The sequence below is a fragment of the Azospirillum formosense genome (assembly GCF_040500525.1).
Taxonomy (GTDB): Bacteria; Pseudomonadota; Alphaproteobacteria; order Azospirillales; family Azospirillaceae; genus Azospirillum; species Azospirillum formosense_A.
The window spans coordinates 1,641,630-1,657,731 of sequence record NZ_CP159402.1 but is presented as its reverse complement, the minus strand read 5'-3'; the positions used below and the strand labels follow the sequence as shown (position 1 = coordinate 1,657,731).

Below are 16,102 nucleotides of genomic sequence, written 5' to 3'. Positions count from 1 at the left end.
CGCGCCTTCGGCGCCCCCCTCATCCTGACCTTCTCCCCAGGGGGGAGAGGGGAAGCATCAGGCCGCCGTGCCGCCCACCGTCAGGCCGTCCAGGCGCAGGGTCGGCTGGCCGACGCCCACCGGGACGCCCTGGCCGTCCTTGCCGCAGGTGCCGACTCCGGGGTCCAGCTTCGTGTCGTTGCCGATCATCGACACGCGGGTCAGGCTGTCCGGGCCGTTGCCGATCAGCGTCGCGCCCTTCACCGCCGGGCCGAGCTTGCCGTCCTCGATCAGATAGGCCTCGTTGGCCGAGAAGACGAACTTGCCGCTGGTGATGTCCACCTGCCCGCCGCCGAAGTTCTTGGCGTAGAGACCCTTCTTGACCGACTTGATGATCTCCTCCGGCTCGTAGGCGCCGGGGCGCATCACGGTGTTGGTCATGCGCGGCATGGGATGGCAGGCGAAGCTCTGGCGCCGCCCGTTGCCGGTCGGGCGCATCCCCATCAGCCGGGCGTTCATGCGGTCCTGCATGTAGCCGACCAGGATGCCGTCCTCGATCAGCGTCGTGCACTGGCCGGGGGTGCCCTCGTCGTCGACGGTGATCGAGCCGCGGCTGTTCTCGATGGTGCCGTCGTCCACGATGGTCACGCCCGGCGCGGCGATGCGCTGGCCCATCAGCCCGGCGAAGGCCGAGGTCTTCTTGCGGTTGAAGTCGCCCTCCAGCCCGTGGCCGATGGCCTCGTGCAGCAGGATGCCCGGCCAGCCGTTGCCGAGCACGACGGTCATCTCGCCGGCCGGGGCGGGGACGGAGGACAGGTTGACGAGCGCCGAGCGCAACGCCTCGTCCACGAAGGCCCGCCACGTCTCCGGCTGCATGTAATGCTCATAGGTGACGCGCCCGCCGCCGCCGTGGCCGCCGGACTCCATGCGGTCGCCCTCGGCCACCACGACGGAGACGTTCAGCCGGACCAGCGGGCGCAGGTCGGCGACGCGCACGCCGTCGGCGCGGATGATCTGCACCGCCTGCCACTCGCCGCTGATCGAGCAGGAGACCTGCCGCACCCGCGGGTCCTTGGCGCGGGCGTAGGCGTCGATCTCCGCCAGCAGCTTCACCTTCGCCTCGAAGGGAACCAGGGGCAGGGGGTTGTCGGGGATGTAGAGCGCGCGGTTGGTGCCGGCGGGCGGCTCGGCGAAGGTGCCGGCGTGCCCGGCCTGGACGGCGCGCACCGTCGCGGCGGCGCGGCGGATGGCGTCCTCGGACAGGCTGGAGGCGTGGGCGAAGCCGGTCGCCTCGTCGGCGATGGCGCGCAGGCCGAAGCCCTGGGTGGTGTCGAAGCTGGCCGCCTTCAGCTTGCCGTCGTCCCAACCCAGCGATTCGCTTTGCGAGTATTCGAGATAGAGTTCGCCGTCGTCCGCCCCCCGCAGCGCGTCGGCCACCACGCCCTCGACACGGGAACGGTCCAGGCCGGCGCGGTTGAAGAACAGATCGTCGGTGACGGCAAGCGCGCTCATGGGGACTCCAGGGTATCGGTCTATCGTAGGACGCCAATGCGGCACCGGCGCTCTCGCACCCGCACCCGCGATGTGGTCTAAGATCACACTTATAGTGTGGCGACGGGCGGCCGATCCGGCAAGGCTCGTCGTCCGTGGGCATAAGGGGCTTGGAAGGGGAATGGCCGCGATGACCGACGACGCGCTGGCGATGGGCCGCACCGGCAACGGGGATGCCGGACGCTCCCTGGCCCACCCCCTGAAGAACCACGCCCTGCGCGTGACCCTGACCAACGAGGTGCACACCCGCCCGCCGGAGGTTCTGTCGACCCCGGTGCGCGCGACCATGCTGGCGATGCTGTCGGGGGAGGGCGCGTCGGAGGCCGACCGGCTGCATCTGGAGAGGCTGTGCGACTGGGCCGGCGTGCCGCGCCCGCCCGCCGGGGCCACCCATTACAGCGGCTCCTTCGGCAGCTTCCGCCTGAAGTGGGAGCGGCACACCGAATTCTCCACCTGGACCGTCTTCCGCCCCGGCGCCGCGGCCCGCGCCGGCGTGCTGGTCGATCCCTTCCTGGAGCCGGCGCTGAACGCGGTGCCCAAGGAATGGCTGGCCGAATTGCCGGGCGAGCTGATGGTCGGCGTCCACGTCGCCGTGCTCGACGCCGAATCGCCGGAGCCCTCGTCCAATATGCTGGCGGCGATGTTCGGCTCGCCGAGCTACATCGGCACGCGCATTTCCGGGCGGGCGGCGACGGCCTGGACCGACTTCCGCATCCACGGCGACGGCTTCTCGCGCATCCTGATCGCCGACCACGCGATGACGCCCAACCAGGCGGGGCGCGTCGTGCAGCGCCTGCTGGAGATCGAGACCTACCGGGTGATGGCGCTGCTGGCCCTGCCGGTTGCGCGCGGCGTGCTGCCGCGCATCGGACCGATCGAGGCCGATCTGGCCGACCTGACCACCCGCATCGCCACCCTGCGCGGGCTGGACGACGAGCGGGAACTGCTCGACCGGCTGACCCTGCTGGCCGCCCAGACCGAGCAGATCGCGGCGGAGACCGCCTACCGCTTCGGCGCGGCGCGGGCCTACTACAACCTCGTGGAAAAGCGCATCGTCGAACTGCGCGAGATCCGCATCGAGGGGCTGCCCACCGTGGGAGAGTTCATGGACCGCCGCCTCGCCCCGGCGATCCGCACCTGCGAGGCGGTGGAATCGCGCCTGCAGGCCCTGTCCCAGCGCGTGGCCCGCGCCAGCGACCTGCTGCGCACCCGCGTGGAGATCGCCGTGGAGGGGCAGAACGCCGAGCTTCTGCTCTCCATGGACAAGCGGGCGCAGCTGCAGCTCCGCCTGCAGGAGACGGTGGAGGGGCTGTCGGTGGTGGCGATCAGCTACTACCTCGTCGGCATCGTCGGCTACGCCGCGAAGGGGCTGAAGGGACTCGGGATGAAGGTCGATCCCGACCTGCTCGTCGGGCTGATGATTCCCATCGTCATCGCCTTCGTCTGGTCCGGCGTGCGCCGAATCCGCAAGGTCATCACCGGCGAACACTGACGGCGCCGGGGCTTTTCCGTTCTAACACGGTGGTGGGGTACCGCAGCGCGAACGGCGGCCGGACGCCGCCGTCCGCGGAAGGTCGCTTGCGTCCCGCGCCAGGGACGTGCAAGCCTAAAAACTTGATTTTCCGAGACAATTCGCTATACCATCAAACTGCGACAGCTTGTCGCAGTGCGAAGCCGAGACGGAAGCTCAACTTCTGTTCTGATGTGGGTTTGAAACCGGCATTGCGCCTATGTCCTTCGTGTAGGGACACCTGACTTGTACCCAAGCGCAGTGGAGGGTTAAGCTCGCGCTGCGGGGACCGTGTCGCCCTCAAACGGCACGCTCCCTGCATAGACCGGCACCGCCGCAACGCCCGGCTGCGCAACCGTCTGACAGAGACGGAACGCACCAGGGAAACAGGGGCGAAGGCGGGTCCGGCGGGAAGGGACGACCGCCGTCCGCGACCGTGGGCGGCGGGCAACGAAGAGGGTGGGGATGAAGACGCAGACCCTGAACGCTGCCGTTCTGGCGGCGCTGACATCTTTGTGTGGATTTGCCGCGACCGGTTCCGCCGCCGAACCCCACCCCTGGCAATTGGGGCTTCAGGAGGCGGCCACCCCGGTCAAGCATGCCATGGATTCCTTCCACGACCTGCTGACGGTGATCATCGTCGCCATCGTCGTCTTCGTGGCGGGCCTGCTGGCCTGGGTGGCGCTGCGCTTCAACGCCAAGAAGAACGCCGTGCCGTCCACCACCTCGCACCACACGGTGCTGGAGATCGCCTGGACGGTCATCCCGGTCATCATCCTGATCGTCATCGCGGTTCCGTCCTTCAAGCTGCTCTACCAGGCGGAGCGGGTGCCGGAGGCGGAGATGACCATCAAGGTCACCGGGCGGCAGTGGTACTGGGACTATGAGTATCCCGACCACGGCAACATCGCCTTCTCCAGCTACATGATCCAGGAGTCGGAGCTGAAGCCCGGCCAGAAGCGCCTGCTGGAGGTCGACAACCGCGTGATCCTGCCGGTCGGCACGACCGTGCGCGTGCTGGTCACCGCGGGCGACGTCATCCATTCCTGGGCGGTGCCGAGCTTCGGCGTGAAGAAGGACGCCGTGCCGGGCCGCGCCAACGAGACCTGGGTGCGGATCGAGAAGGAGGGCGTCTATTACGGCCAGTGTTCCGAGATCTGCGGCGTCAACCACGCCTTCATGCCGATCGCGGTCGAGGCCGTCTCGAAGGAGGCCTTCAACCAGTGGGTCGAGAAGGCCAAGACCGCTTACGGGACCCCCGACACCAAGCGCGACGTGGCCCAGATGCCGTCCGCCGGGGCCGTCCAGTAAGCCTCACGCTTTGGATGCAGCGGCACCTCAAAGAAAAATCATTCCGCCGACGCGAGGGTTAGAGACATGGCAAACGCCAATCCGGGGGAAGCGCAGGGACACGGCCACGGGCATGACCATGACCACCACATGCCGGGCTTCGTCGAGCGTTGGTTCTTCTCCACGAACCACAAGGACATCGGGACGCTCTACCTGATCTTCTCGGTGATCGCCGGGCTGATCGGCGGGTTGTTCTCGGTCATCATGCGTCTGGAACTCCAGTCGCCGGGGCTGCAGTTCGTCAGCGACGGGCAGGTCTGGAACGTGCTGATCACCGCGCACGGCCTGATCATGGTGTTCTTCGTGGTGATGCCGGCGCTGATCGGCGGCTTCGGCAACTGGTTCGTGCCGCTGATGATCGGCGCGCCCGACATGGCCTTCCCGCGGCTGAACAACATCAGCTTCTGGCTGATCGTGCCGGCCTTCCTGCTGCTGCTGGGCTCGGCCTTCGTGGGGCAGGGTGCCGGCACCGGCTGGACGATCTACCCGCCGCTGTCCTCGCCGCTGGGCCACAACGGGCCGTCGGTGGACATGGCGATCTTCGCCCTCCACCTCGCCGGCGCCTCGTCGATCCTGGGTGCAGTGAACTTCATCACCACCATCTTCAACATGCGCGCGCCGGGCATGACGCTGCACAAGATGCCGCTGTTCGTCTGGGCGATGCTGGTGACGGCCTTCCTGCTGCTGCTGGCCGTGCCGGTGCTGGGCGGCGCCATCACCATGCTGCTGACCGACCGCAACTTCGGCACCAGCTTCTTCAACCCGGAGGGCGGCGGCGACCCGATCCTGTTCCAGCACCTGTTCTGGTTCTTCGGCCACCCCGAAGTCTACATCATGATCCTGCCGGCCTTCGGCATCATCAGCCACATCGTCTCGACCTTCTCGCACAAGCCGGTCTTCGGCTACCTGGGCATGGCCTACGCGATGGTCGCCATCGGCGTGGTCGGCTTCGTGGTGTGGGCGCACCACATGTACACGGTCGGCCTGGACGTCGACACCAAGGCCTACTTCACCGCCGCCACGATGATCATCGCGGTGCCGACGGGCGTGAAGATCTTCTCCTGGATCGCCACCATGTGGGGCGGGTCGATCGAGTTCCGGGTGCCGATGCTCTGGGCGCTCGGCTTCATCTTCCTGTTCACGGTCGGCGGCGTGACCGGCGTGGTGCTGGCCAACGGCGGCATGGACATCGTCCTGCACGACACCTACTACGTGGTCGCGCACTTCCACTACGTGCTGTCGCTGGGCGCGGTCTTCTCGATCTTCGCCGGCTGGTACTACTGGATCGGCAAGATGTCGGGGCGCCAGTATCCGGAGTTCTGGGGCAAGGTTCACTTCTGGACGACCTTCATCGGCGTGAACCTGGTCTTCTTCCCGCAGCATTTCCTGGGTCTGGCCGGCATGCCGCGCCGCATCCCGGACTATCCGGACGCCTACGCCGGCTGGAACATGATCTCCTCGTTCGGCGCCTATCTCTCCTTTGCGTCCACGCTTCTCTTCGTGTGGATCGCGTACAAGACCCTGCGCAGCGGCGAGAAGGTCGATGCCGCCTATTGGGGGCCGCAGGCCGGCACGCTGGAGTGGACCGTGAGTTCGCCCCCGCCGTTCCACGCCTTCGAGACGCTGCCGCAGGTGAAGTGAACGTTCGTTCGTGACCATGACGCCGGGGGAGCCGGGAAGCTCCCTCCGGCCAGAGAGCTGAAAAGCCAGAGGACAGTGAAGTATGACGGACCTGAGCATTGAACGGGTCTCGACAGGTCCGGTCTCCGGATCGACGCCGGGTGACTACATCGAGTTGCTGAAGCCGCGGGTGATGTCGCTCGTGGTGTTCACCGGGCTGGCCGGCATCGTGCTGGCGCCCGGCCACATCCACCCCGTCCTGGCGGCGGTGGCGGTGCTGTGCATCGCGGTCGGGGCCGGAGCGTCCGGCGCCATCAACATGTGGTACGACCGCGACATCGACGCGGTGATGTCGCGCACCATCCGCCGCCCGATCCCGTCGGGGCGGGTGGAGCCGGAGAACGCGCTGGCCTTCGGGGTGATCCTGGCCGCGGCGTCGGTCGTGGTGATGGGGCTGGCGGTCAACTGGGCGGCGTCGGCGCTGCTGGCGATGACCATCGGCTTCTACGTCTTCATCTACACCATGTGGCTGAAGCGGCGGACGCCGCAGAACATCGTGATCGGTGGGGCCGCCGGCGCCTTCCCGCCGATGATCGGCTGGGCGGCGGTGACGGGTGGCGTGGAACTGCCCTCCATCCTGCTGTTCCTGCTGATCTTCCTGTGGACGCCGCCGCATTTCTGGGCGCTGGCGCTGTTCCGCAACGGCGACTACACGCGCGCCGGGGTGCCGATGATGCCGGTGGTCGCCGGTCCGGAGGCCACCAAGCGGCAGATGCTGGCCTACACGCTGGTCCTGCTGCCGGTCGCCGTGGCGCCGTACTTCCTGGGCACCGGCGGCCTTGCCTATCTGATCGGGTCGAGCCTGCTGGGCGCCTTCTTCGTGCTGTGCGCGGTCCGCGTGCTGCGCGCCACCGACGACAAGCCGGCCAAGCAGATGTTCGGCTTCTCGATCCTCTACCTGTTCCTGCTGTTCGCCCTGCTGATGGGCGAGCATCTGGTGAGCGGATTCCTGACGACCGGAGGCGGGGCATGACGATCATGGATGAATCCCACGAGGAACGCCGCAAGCGGCTGCGCGGGCGCAACTACGCGGTCCTGGCCGCTCTGATCGGGCTGGTGGTGATGTTCTACGTCATCACGCTGGTGCGGATGGGAGGCCACTGACCACCGCGGCCGGAGAGCGGCGAAGCGGGTGGCACATCGGACAAACGGCAGGGGAGGAAGCGGCGCCATGAACGACCGGCCAGACGGCGACAAGGGGCTCCGGCGGAAGAACCGCCTGTTCATGGCGGGGCTTTTCGGCCTCGTCTTCGGAATGGTCGGGTTGGCCTACGCCTCGGTGCCGCTCTACGCGCTGTTCTGTCAGGTGACCGGCTTCGGCGGCACCACCCAGCGGGCCGACGCCGCCCCCGCGCGGCAGGTCGACCGCGTCATCAAGGTCCGCTTCAACGCCGACGTGAACCAGTCGCTGCCCTGGCGCTTCAAGCCGGAGCAGAAGGAGCTGACGGTGAAGCTGGGCGAGATGGGGCTGGCCGCCTATCAGGCCGCCAACCGCACCGACCGGGCCACCGTGGGCACCGCGCTCTACAACGTCACGCCGGACAAGGTCGGCAAGTACTTCAACAAGATCGAGTGCTTCTGCTTCACCGAGCAGGTGCTGGAGCCCGGTCAGTCGGTGGACATGCCGGTGGCCTTCTTCGTCGATCCGGCCTTGGCCGACGATCCGGCGATGGAGGACGTGACCACCATCACCCTGTCCTACACCTTCTTCCGCGCCAAGGACGAGACCCAGGTGCTGGCGCAGCACGCGACGCAGGCCGCGGGTGCGAAAGGCACCGGGACCGCGGCGAACTGAAAAAAGAGACAGTCTGAACGAAGAAATCGGGCGAAACAAACCGGGGTTGGAAAGAGACGATGGCCGACATCACGCACGCGCAAATGCCGCATCCCCCAGCCTCCGCGCACGGCGCGGGCGAGGCTGCCGGCATCCCGCATCCCTACCATCTGGTGAAGCCGAGCCCCTGGCCTCTTCTGGGTGCCTTCGCCGCCGGTCTGTTCGCGACGGGCATGGTCATCTACATGCACGGCGGGGGCTGGCTGCTGGCGGCCCTCGGCTTCGTGTCCATCCTGGGCGTGATGTTCGGCTGGTGGCGCGACGTCATCAAGGAGGCGGTGCGCGAGAAGGCGCACACCCCGGTGGTCAAGATCGGCCTGCGCTACGGCATGGCGCTGTTCATCGCCTCGGAGGTGATGTTCTTCGCCGCCTTCTTCTGGGCCTTCTACGACGCGGCGCTCTACCCCAAGGTGTTCGCCGAGAACCCGCAGGGCGTCTGGCCGCCGCCGAACATCACGGTGCTGGAGACCTTCCACCTGCCGCTGATGATGACGCTGATCCTGCTGCTGTCGGGCGTCACCGTCACCTGGGCGCACCACGCCATCCTTGAGGGCCGCAACAAGGAGGCGGCGCGCGCGCTGGGCCTGACCGTCCTGCTGGGGGTGATGTTCACCTTCTTCCAGGGCTGGGAATACGCCCACGCCGCCTTCGGCTTCAAGCAGGGCATCTATCCGTCGACCTTCTACATGGCGACCGGCTTCCACGGCTTCCACGTCATCATCGGGACCATCTTCCTGGCGGTCTGCTGGTTCCGCACCATGAAGGGCCACTTCACCCCGCAGAGCCATTTCGGCTTCGAGGCGGCAGCCTGGTACTGGCACTTCGTGGACGTGGTCTGGCTGTTCCTGTTCGTGTCGATCTACTGGTGGGGGTCGCTGGGCGCCGCCAGCGGCCACTGACCCCATCCCTGTCGCCTTGCGAAGCCCTTCTCCTCCACCGGGGGAGAGGGGCTTGCCATTCCTGGAAGGAGGCGGGTCATTTGAGTACGTATTACACCAGCCCATCGCCGCTGACCGCCGGCCTGCGCTGCGCCTGCCCGCGCTGCGGGCGGGGCAAGCTGTTCGACGGCTATCTGACGGTCAATGAGCGCTGTTCGGTGTGCAACCTGAACCTCGCCCGGCAGGACAGCGGCGACGGGCCGGCGGTTTTCCTGATCTTCATCCTGGGCTTCCTGGTCGTGCCGGTGGCGCTGTGGGTGTCGATGACGGTGGACTGGCCGCTGTGGCTGCACGCCATCGTTTGGAGCATCGTCGTGCTCGGGCTGGCGCTCGGCATGCTGCGCCCGGCCAAGGCCTATGTGGTGGCGCTGCAGTACCGCCACCGCCGCAACGAGCTTGAGGACCCGGACGAGTGACCATGACCGCCGCCGCCGAACCCCGCCGCTTCCGCCCCTCGCTGTGGGCGACGCTGATCACCGTGCCCGCCGTGCTGGTCATGCTGGGGCTGGGCACGTGGCAGATGCAGCGGCTGGCGTGGAAGGAGGATCTGGTCCATCGGGTGGAGCAGCGGCTGCACGCCGCCCCCATCCCGCTTCCCGCCGCAATCACCGATCCGGAGGCTCTGGAGTTCCGTCCGGTGACGGTCGCCGGGCGCTTCCTGAACGACAAGGAACTGCTGCTGGTGGCCCGCCCCCGGCAGGGGCAGGCGGGCTATGAGCTGCTGACCCCGCTGCAGCGCCCGGCGGAGGACGGCGGCGGCGTGGTGCTGGTCAACCGCGGCTTCCTGCCCATGGACAGGCGCGACGCCGCCAGCCGTCCGGAGAGCCGGGTGGAAGGGCCGGTGACCGTCACCGGTCTGGTCCGCCTGCCGCAGCCCGCGGGCTGGCTCCAGCCGGGCAACCGGCCGGGGGCGGAGTCCTGGATGCGGCTGGACCCTCCGGCGATGGCGGCGTCCGCAGGGCTGGGCATGGTCGCCCCGCTGGCGGTCGAGATGACTCCCGACCCGGCGCGCGGCAACGCGCCGCTGAACGGGATTCAGCCTTTGGTCGAACTGCCCAACAACCATAGGCAATACGCGTTCACCTGGTATAGCCTCGCCGCGACGCTGGTCGTCGTCTATGTGCTGTCCCAACGCCGGAGGACCGGTCCGGCATCCTAGGAGTTGCGCTTCATGACCGCTGCTTATCGGGACCTGGAACGCCGTTTCGCCCGCATCGCCGCCATCGGCGACGCTTTGGGCATCCTGAGCTGGGACAGCCAGACCATGATGCCCGACGGCTCCAGCGACGGGCGGGCCGAGCAGACCGCTACACTGACCGTGCTGGCCCACGAGCTGCAAACCGACCCCCGCGTGGCCGACTGGCTGGCAGAGGCCGAGGCGGCGGGCGGGCTGGACGACTGGCAGGCGGCCAACCTGCGGGAGATGCGGCGCACCCACCGTCACGCCACCGCCGTGCCCGGTGATCTGATCGAGGCGACCAGCAAGGCGATCTCGGCCTGCGAGATGACGTGGCGCACCGCGCGGGCGGAGAGCGACTTCGCCATGCTGCTGCCCAGCCTGTCGGAGGTGCTGCGGCGCGTGCGCGAGTGCGGCGAGGCCAAGGCGGCGGCCATGGGTTTGTCGCCCTACGACGCCATGCTGGACGAGCACGACCCCGGCGCCCGGTCGGAGCGGATCGACGCCCTGTTCGCCGGTCTTGCCTGCTTCCTGCCCGACCTGATCGGGCGCGTTCTCGACCGGCAGGCCGCCGAGCCGGCGCCGCTGCGGCCCGTGGGGCCGTTCGCGGTCGCCAACCAGAAGGCGCTGGGCGAACGGTTGATGCGCGCGGCGGGCTTCGACTTCACCCGCGGGCGGCTGGACGTGTCGCTGCACCCCTTCTGCGGCGGCGCCACCGGCGACGTGCGCATCACCACCCGCTACGACGAGGACGACTTCACCAAGGCCTTGATGGGGGTGATGCACGAGACGGGGCACGCCCTCTACGAGCAGGGCCGCCCGCGCGACTGGCTGAGCCAGCCGGTCGGGCTGGCCCGCGGCATGGCCGTCCATGAAAGCCAGTCGCTGATCGTCGAGATGCAGGCCTGCCGCTCCCCGGAGTTCCTGTGCTGGCTGGCCCCCATCGCGCGGGAGGCGTTCGGCGGTTCCGGCCCCGCCTGGGAGCCCGACAACCTGCGCCGCCTCTACAGCCGCGTGGAGCGCGGCTTCATCCGGGTGGACGCCGACGAGGTGACCTACCCGGCGCACATCATCCTGCGCTACCGGCTGGAGAAGGCGCTGATCGCCGGGGACCTCGCCCTGGCGGACCTGCCGGGGGCCTGGAACGACGGCATGAGGGATCTGATCGGGGTGGTGCCGCCGAACGACCGGCTGGGCTGCCTTCAGGACATCCACTGGCCGTCCGGCGCCTGGGGCTATTTCCCCAGCTACACGCTGGGCGCCATGACCGCCGCTCAGCTGTTCGAGGCCGCGGCGAAGGCCGATCCGGGAATCCGTCCGGCGCTGGCGCGCGGCGACCTCGGGCCGCTGGTGGCGTGGCTTGCTGTGAACGTGCACGGCAAGGGGTGCCTGTACGAGTCCGGCGACGCGTTGCTCACCGCCGCCACCGGGCGCCCTCTGGATGCGACGGTGTTCCGGCGGCATCTGGAAAGCCGGTATCTGGGCGCCTGAGCGGAGCCTTTGCCCCCTTCTTAACTCTCCCCCGCTCCGCAGGGGAGGGAACTCTTCTCCCTCTCCCGCGAAGCGGGGGAGGGCCGGGGAGGGGGCAAAGGTTTCGCTGATGCGTGACATCCGCGCCGAAGGAACCGCAGAATCCGCCGAACGCAAAAGGCTAGCCCGTAACCCTCCTTCGTTCCTGTGCGCCTCTTCGCGCCATCAAGCGATCAATCCGAAAAACAGCCTCAAAACAGCGCAAGCACTCGACGTGTCTTTCTTGTCTCAAATGTTTTCAAAATCCGCTCTTCCGGACATGGTCACATATGCCTTGGATTGCCGGAATTAAGCGACATTCCTGGCAATATTTCATTAACCATAAACCGCCAGCCTCCGGTCCAACGCGAATGGCAACGAGGGCTGAGCACAATGGGCATCGCCAAGGGCTTCCTGCACACGGACGGCAACCAGATCGTCGATTCGTCGGGTCAGAACGTCAAGCTGACGGGCGTCAACTGGTTCGGCGGCGAGGGCTTCGTCTTCAACCCCAACGGCATGGACATGCGCGGGTACTGGGGGATGATGGAGCAGATGAAGGAGCTGGGCTTCAACACCATCCGCCTGCCGTGGAGCGACGCGGCTCTGGACGCCGACCGGGCGACGGGCATCGACACCTCCAAGAATCCCGACCTCGCGAACAAGTCCCCGCTTGAGGTCATGGACAAGGTGATCGACTACGCCGGGCGCATCGGCATGAAGGTCATCCTCGACCACCACCGCTCCAGCGACGGTGCGTCGGCCAACGAGAACGGCCTGTGGTACGACGAGAAGTACCCGGAGTCGAAGATGATCGAAAACTGGAAGATGCTGGCCGAGCGCTACAAGGGCAACGACACGGTCATCGGCGCCGACCTGCACAACGAGCCGCACGGTCAGGCGACCTGGGGCGGCGGCGACAAGGCCACCGACTGGGCCTGGGCCGCGGAGCGCATCGGCAACGAAATCCAGTCGGTCAACAAGGATTGGCTGCTGCTGGTCGAGGGCGTGGAAATCCACGAGAACCAGTGGGAGTGGTGGGGCGGCAACCTGCGCGGCGCCAAGGACCGCCCGATCGAGTTCGACAATCCGGGCAAGCTGGTCTACTCGGTCCACTCCTATGGCCCGTCCATCCATGAGATGGAGTGGTTCAAGGCCAGCGACTATCCGAACAACCTGCCGGGCCAGTACACCGACAACTGGGGCTGGCTGCTCAAGGAGGACAAGGCCCCGGTGCTGGTCGGCGAGTTCGGCGGCAAGCTGGAGACCGATCAGGACAAGGCCTACATGGCCAAGCTGATCGACTACATGAACGGCGACCTGGACGGCAACGGCACCAACGACCTTGGCGCCGGCAAGGAAGGGGCGAGCTGGACCTACTGGTCGTGGAACCCGAACTCGGGCGACACCGGCGGCATCCTGAAGGACGATTGGCAGACGGTCGACCAGACCAAGTACAACGCCATCAAGGAAGGCCTGTTCGACGGCGGCAGCCCGGCCAAGGCTGCCTGGGCTCCGGCGAAGGCCCAGGCGCTGGGTGAGGGCGACATCAACGTCCTGTCCCACACGGTGGCCCAGCCGCAGGCGGCGGACCACAGCACCGCCGCCTCGGTGAACGCCGCGCTCGCCGCCCAGACGGTGGAGCTTCCGTCGGTCGATGCCGCGCACGATCCGTCGGCGCTGCACCACGACCCGCTGGACGTCCACACCGGCGCCTGATCGGAGGACAGCATTCCACCGTCCCTCTCCCGGAGCGGGAGAGGGACGGTGGAATGCAACGCACCCGGAACCCGCCGCTTGCACGGCGTGTGGGAGGGCGCTAACTATGCCCGTTCCACAAGAGTCGCCGGCCCGCCACAGCGTCGGCCACCTTCAGGCGTCGGAGAGTGTGCGTTGAAGTACGTCAGCACGCGGGGCCAGGCCCCGGTCCTGGGTTTCGAGGAAGTCCTTCTGGCCGGTCTCGCGCGTGACGGCGGCCTCTATGTCCCGGAAAGCTGGCCGCAGTTCTCGGCCGACGAGATCCGCGCGATGCGCGGCCTTCCCTACAGCGAGATCGCCGTGCGCGTCATGCTGCCCTTCCTGGGCGGCGCCATCGCCGAGGACGATTTCCGCGCCATCGTGAAGGACGCCTACGCCAGCTTCGACCACGCCGCGGTGGTCCCGCTGGTGCAGCTCGACCAGCGCATCTGGGTGATGGAGCTGTTCCACGGCCCGACCCTGGCCTTCAAGGACGTGGCGCTGCAACTGCTCGGCCGCCTGTTCGACCATGTGCTGGCCAAGCGCGGCGAGCGGGTGACCATCGTCGGCGCCACCTCGGGCGACACCGGCTCCGCCGCCATCGAGGCGTGCCGCGACCGCCAGAACGTGGACATCTTCATCCTGCACCCGAAGGGCCGCACATCGGAGGTGCAGCGCCGCCAGATGACCAGCGTCCTGTCGGACAACGTGCACAACATCGCGCTGCACGGCACCTTCGACGACTGCCAGGATCTGGTGAAGGCGCTGTTCAACGACATGGCCTTCCGCGACCGGATGGGCCTGTCGGCGGTGAACTCGATCAACTGGGCGCGCATCATGGCCCAGATCGTCTATTATTTCGCCGCCGCGGTGGCGCTGGGCGCGCCAGACCGCAAGGTGGCCTTCACCGTGCCCACCGGCAATTTCGGCAACGTCTACGCCGCTTATGGCGCGCGGGCGATGGGGCTGCCGGTGGAGCGGCTGGTCGTGGGCTCCAACACCAACGACATCCTGGCCCGCTTTTTTGCCAGCGGCACCATGTCGGCGGCTCCGGTCGTGCCCACATTGAGTCCCAGCATGGACATCCAGATCTCCTCCAACTTCGAGCGGCTGCTGTTCGACCTGCTGGGCCGCGACGGCGGCGCCGTGCAGGCCGCCATGGAGCGCTTCCGCGCGGAGGGCAAATTCGCCGTTACCGACGAGCAGCTTGCCGAGGCGCACGGCATCTTCACGGCCAATCGCGCGGATGATGCGCTGACCATGGACATCATCAAGGGCGTCTGGAAAAAGACCGGCGGCTATCAGGTCGATCCGCACACCGCCGTCGGCATCCATTCCGCCATGGTGGCGCCGGTCGATCCGTCGGTGCCGGTGGTCGTGATGGCGACCGCGCACCCCGCCAAGTTCCCCGACGCGGTGGAGAAGGCCACGGGCCGGCGCCCGGTCCTGCCGCCGCGCCTCGCCGACCTCTACGAGCGGGAGGAGCGGCTGTCGGAGCTGCCCAACGACGTGGCGGCGGTTCAGGAGTTCGTCGTCGCCCGCGCCCGCGCCGCCAAGGAGGCCGCATGAGCATCCGCGTGACCACGCTGCCGAACGGGCTGCGCGTCGCCACCGACACGATGCCCGGCGTGCAGTCGGTCTCGCTCGGCTGCTGGGTCGGGGTCGGCACGCGCAACGAGTCCGCGAGCGTCAACGGCGTGGCGCATCTCGTCGAGCACATGCTGTTCAAGGGCACCGAGCGGCGCTCCGCCTTCCGCATCTCCGAGGAGATCGAGAATGTCGGCGGCCAGCTCAACGCCTACACGACGCGCGAGCAGACGGCCTATTACGCCAAGGTCCTGCACGAGGACACAGCGCTGGCGCTCGACCTCATCGCCGACATGCTCCAGAACTCCGTCCTCGACAGCGAGGAGCTGGTGCGCGAGCGCACGGTGGTGCTTCAGGAGATCGGCCAGTCCGCCGACACCCCCGACGACATCATCTTCGACCATTTCCAGTCCACCGCCTATCCGGGGCAGGCGCTGGGCCGCCCCGTGCTGGGCTCGGCGGAGATCGTCGGCGCCCTGTCGCGGCCGGCGCTGGTCGACTACATCGACGGCCATTACGGCGCGCCGGGGATCGTCCTGGCCGCCGCCGGGCGGCTGGAGCACGACCGGCTGGTCGACATGGCCCTGTCGGCCTTCGACGGTCTGTCCTCCCGCCCGGCGCCGGAGTCCGAGGACGCGCGCTACGCCGGCGGCGACTTCCGCGAGGCTCGGGACCTGGAGCAGATGCACCTCGTCCTTGGCTTCGACGGGGTGGGGGTGCATGACCCGGACTATTACGCCCATTCGGTGATGTCCACGCTGCTCGGCGGCGGCATGTCCTCCCGCCTCTTCCAGGAGGTGCGCGAGAAGCGCGGGCTGGTCTATTCCATCTACACCTTCTCCGGCGCCTACCGCGACGGCGGGCTGTTCGGCGTCTACGCCGGCACCGGCGAGGAGGAGGTGGCGGAGCTGGTCCCCGTCGTCTGCGACGAGTTGATGCGGGTGACCGAGGACGTGACCGAGGAGGAGGTGGCCCGCGCCGCCGCCCAGCTCCGCGCCGGGACGCTGATGGCGCTGGAAAGCTCCATGTCGCGCTGCGAGCAGCTCGGCCAGCAGCTTCTGGTCTACGGGCGTCCGGTGCCGGTGGAGGAGATCGTCGAGAAGATCGGTGCGGTCGACCGCGAGTCCATCGTCCGCGTCGCCCGCCGCCTGCGGGAAAGCCGCCCCACCGTGGCCGCGCTCGGTCCGATCGGACGGCTTGAGGAGTATGACCGCATCGCCGCGCGGTTCCGGTAAGGGACGCGCCAGGGT

General features: G+C 68.0%; 15 protein-coding genes. 14 read left to right on the top strand and 1 reads right to left on the bottom strand.

Features of this window, described 5'->3' with window-relative positions; genetic code table 11:
• Positions 1-57: 57 nt before the first annotated feature.
• Positions 58-1,491 carry a metalloprotease TldD gene (gene tldD, locus ABVN73_RS07945; RefSeq protein ID WP_353857541.1) on the bottom strand — a complete coding sequence of 478 codons (1,434 nt, stop codon included), beginning with the start codon at positions 1,489-1,491 and terminating at the stop codon, positions 58-60.
• Between the two features lie 169 nt (positions 1,492-1,660).
• Here tldD and ABVN73_RS07940 point away from each other — a divergent pair, with 169 nt between their 5' ends.
• The 14 genes from ABVN73_RS07940 (at position 1,661) to ABVN73_RS07875 (ending at position 16,087) form a co-directional block, all read left to right on the top strand.
• A complete protein-coding gene (locus tag ABVN73_RS07940; protein ID WP_353857540.1) occupies positions 1,661-3,022 on the top strand; it encodes a DUF3422 domain-containing protein in 1,362 nt (453 codons plus the stop codon).
• 483 nt (positions 3,023-3,505) lie between these two features.
• A complete protein-coding gene (gene coxB / locus ABVN73_RS07935; RefSeq protein ID WP_353857539.1) occupies positions 3,506-4,351 on the top strand; it encodes a cytochrome c oxidase subunit II in 846 nt (281 codons plus the stop codon).
• Between the two features lie 66 nt (positions 4,352-4,417).
• Positions 4,418-6,031, top strand: coding sequence for a cytochrome c oxidase subunit I (gene ctaD, locus ABVN73_RS07930; RefSeq protein ID WP_353857538.1), 1,614 nt, complete (start codon positions 4,418-4,420; stop codon positions 6,029-6,031).
• A gap of 82 nt (positions 6,032-6,113) precedes the next feature.
• Complete coding sequence (gene cyoE / locus ABVN73_RS07925; RefSeq protein ID WP_353857537.1) at positions 6,114-7,043, top strand: heme o synthase; 930 nt, start codon at positions 6,114-6,116, stop codon at positions 7,041-7,043.
• On the top strand, positions 7,040-7,174 hold the full coding sequence (locus tag ABVN73_RS07920) for a hypothetical protein (protein ID WP_256380051.1): 135 nt from the start codon (positions 7,040-7,042) through the stop codon (positions 7,172-7,174). Before cyoE ends, ABVN73_RS07920 begins: the two co-directional genes overlap by 4 nt.
• Before the next feature lie 67 nt (positions 7,175-7,241).
• On the top strand, positions 7,242-7,865 hold the full coding sequence (locus ABVN73_RS07915; RefSeq protein WP_353857536.1) for a cytochrome c oxidase assembly protein: 624 nt from the start codon (positions 7,242-7,244) through the stop codon (positions 7,863-7,865).
• Between the two features lie 59 nt (positions 7,866-7,924).
• Positions 7,925-8,803 carry a cytochrome c oxidase subunit 3 gene (locus ABVN73_RS07910; RefSeq protein ID WP_353857535.1) on the top strand — a complete coding sequence of 293 codons (879 nt, stop codon included), beginning with the start codon at positions 7,925-7,927 and terminating at the stop codon, positions 8,801-8,803.
• Positions 8,804-8,883: 80 nt separating this feature from the next.
• Complete coding sequence (locus ABVN73_RS07905; RefSeq protein ID WP_109469270.1) at positions 8,884-9,258, top strand: DUF983 domain-containing protein; 375 nt, start codon at positions 8,884-8,886, stop codon at positions 9,256-9,258.
• A 2-nt stretch (positions 9,259-9,260) separates the two neighbouring features.
• Positions 9,261-10,001, top strand: a complete 741-nt coding sequence (locus ABVN73_RS07900; protein ID WP_353859469.1) for an SURF1 family protein — start codon at positions 9,261-9,263, stop codon at positions 9,999-10,001.
• Positions 10,002-10,013: 12 nt separating this feature from the next.
• A complete protein-coding gene (locus tag ABVN73_RS07895; RefSeq protein ID WP_353857534.1) occupies positions 10,014-11,510 on the top strand; it encodes a carboxypeptidase M32 in 1,497 nt (498 codons plus the stop codon).
• A gap of 109 nt (positions 11,511-11,619) precedes the next feature.
• A complete protein-coding gene (locus tag ABVN73_RS07890) occupies positions 11,620-11,841 on the top strand; it encodes a hypothetical protein (protein WP_353857533.1) in 222 nt (73 codons plus the stop codon).
• An 80-nt stretch (positions 11,842-11,921) separates the two neighbouring features.
• Positions 11,922-13,247: a glycoside hydrolase family 5 protein gene (locus ABVN73_RS07885; RefSeq protein ID WP_353857532.1), complete on the top strand. Its 1,326-nt coding sequence runs from the start codon at positions 11,922-11,924 to the stop codon at positions 13,245-13,247.
• 174 nt (positions 13,248-13,421) lie between these two features.
• A complete protein-coding gene (gene thrC, locus ABVN73_RS07880; protein ID WP_353857531.1) occupies positions 13,422-14,834 on the top strand; it encodes a threonine synthase in 1,413 nt (470 codons plus the stop codon).
• On the top strand, positions 14,831-16,087 hold the full coding sequence (locus tag ABVN73_RS07875) for a pitrilysin family protein (protein ID WP_353857530.1): 1,257 nt from the start codon (positions 14,831-14,833) through the stop codon (positions 16,085-16,087). The genes thrC and ABVN73_RS07875 overlap by 4 nt, the downstream gene beginning before the upstream one ends.
• Positions 16,088-16,102 lie beyond the last annotated feature (15 nt).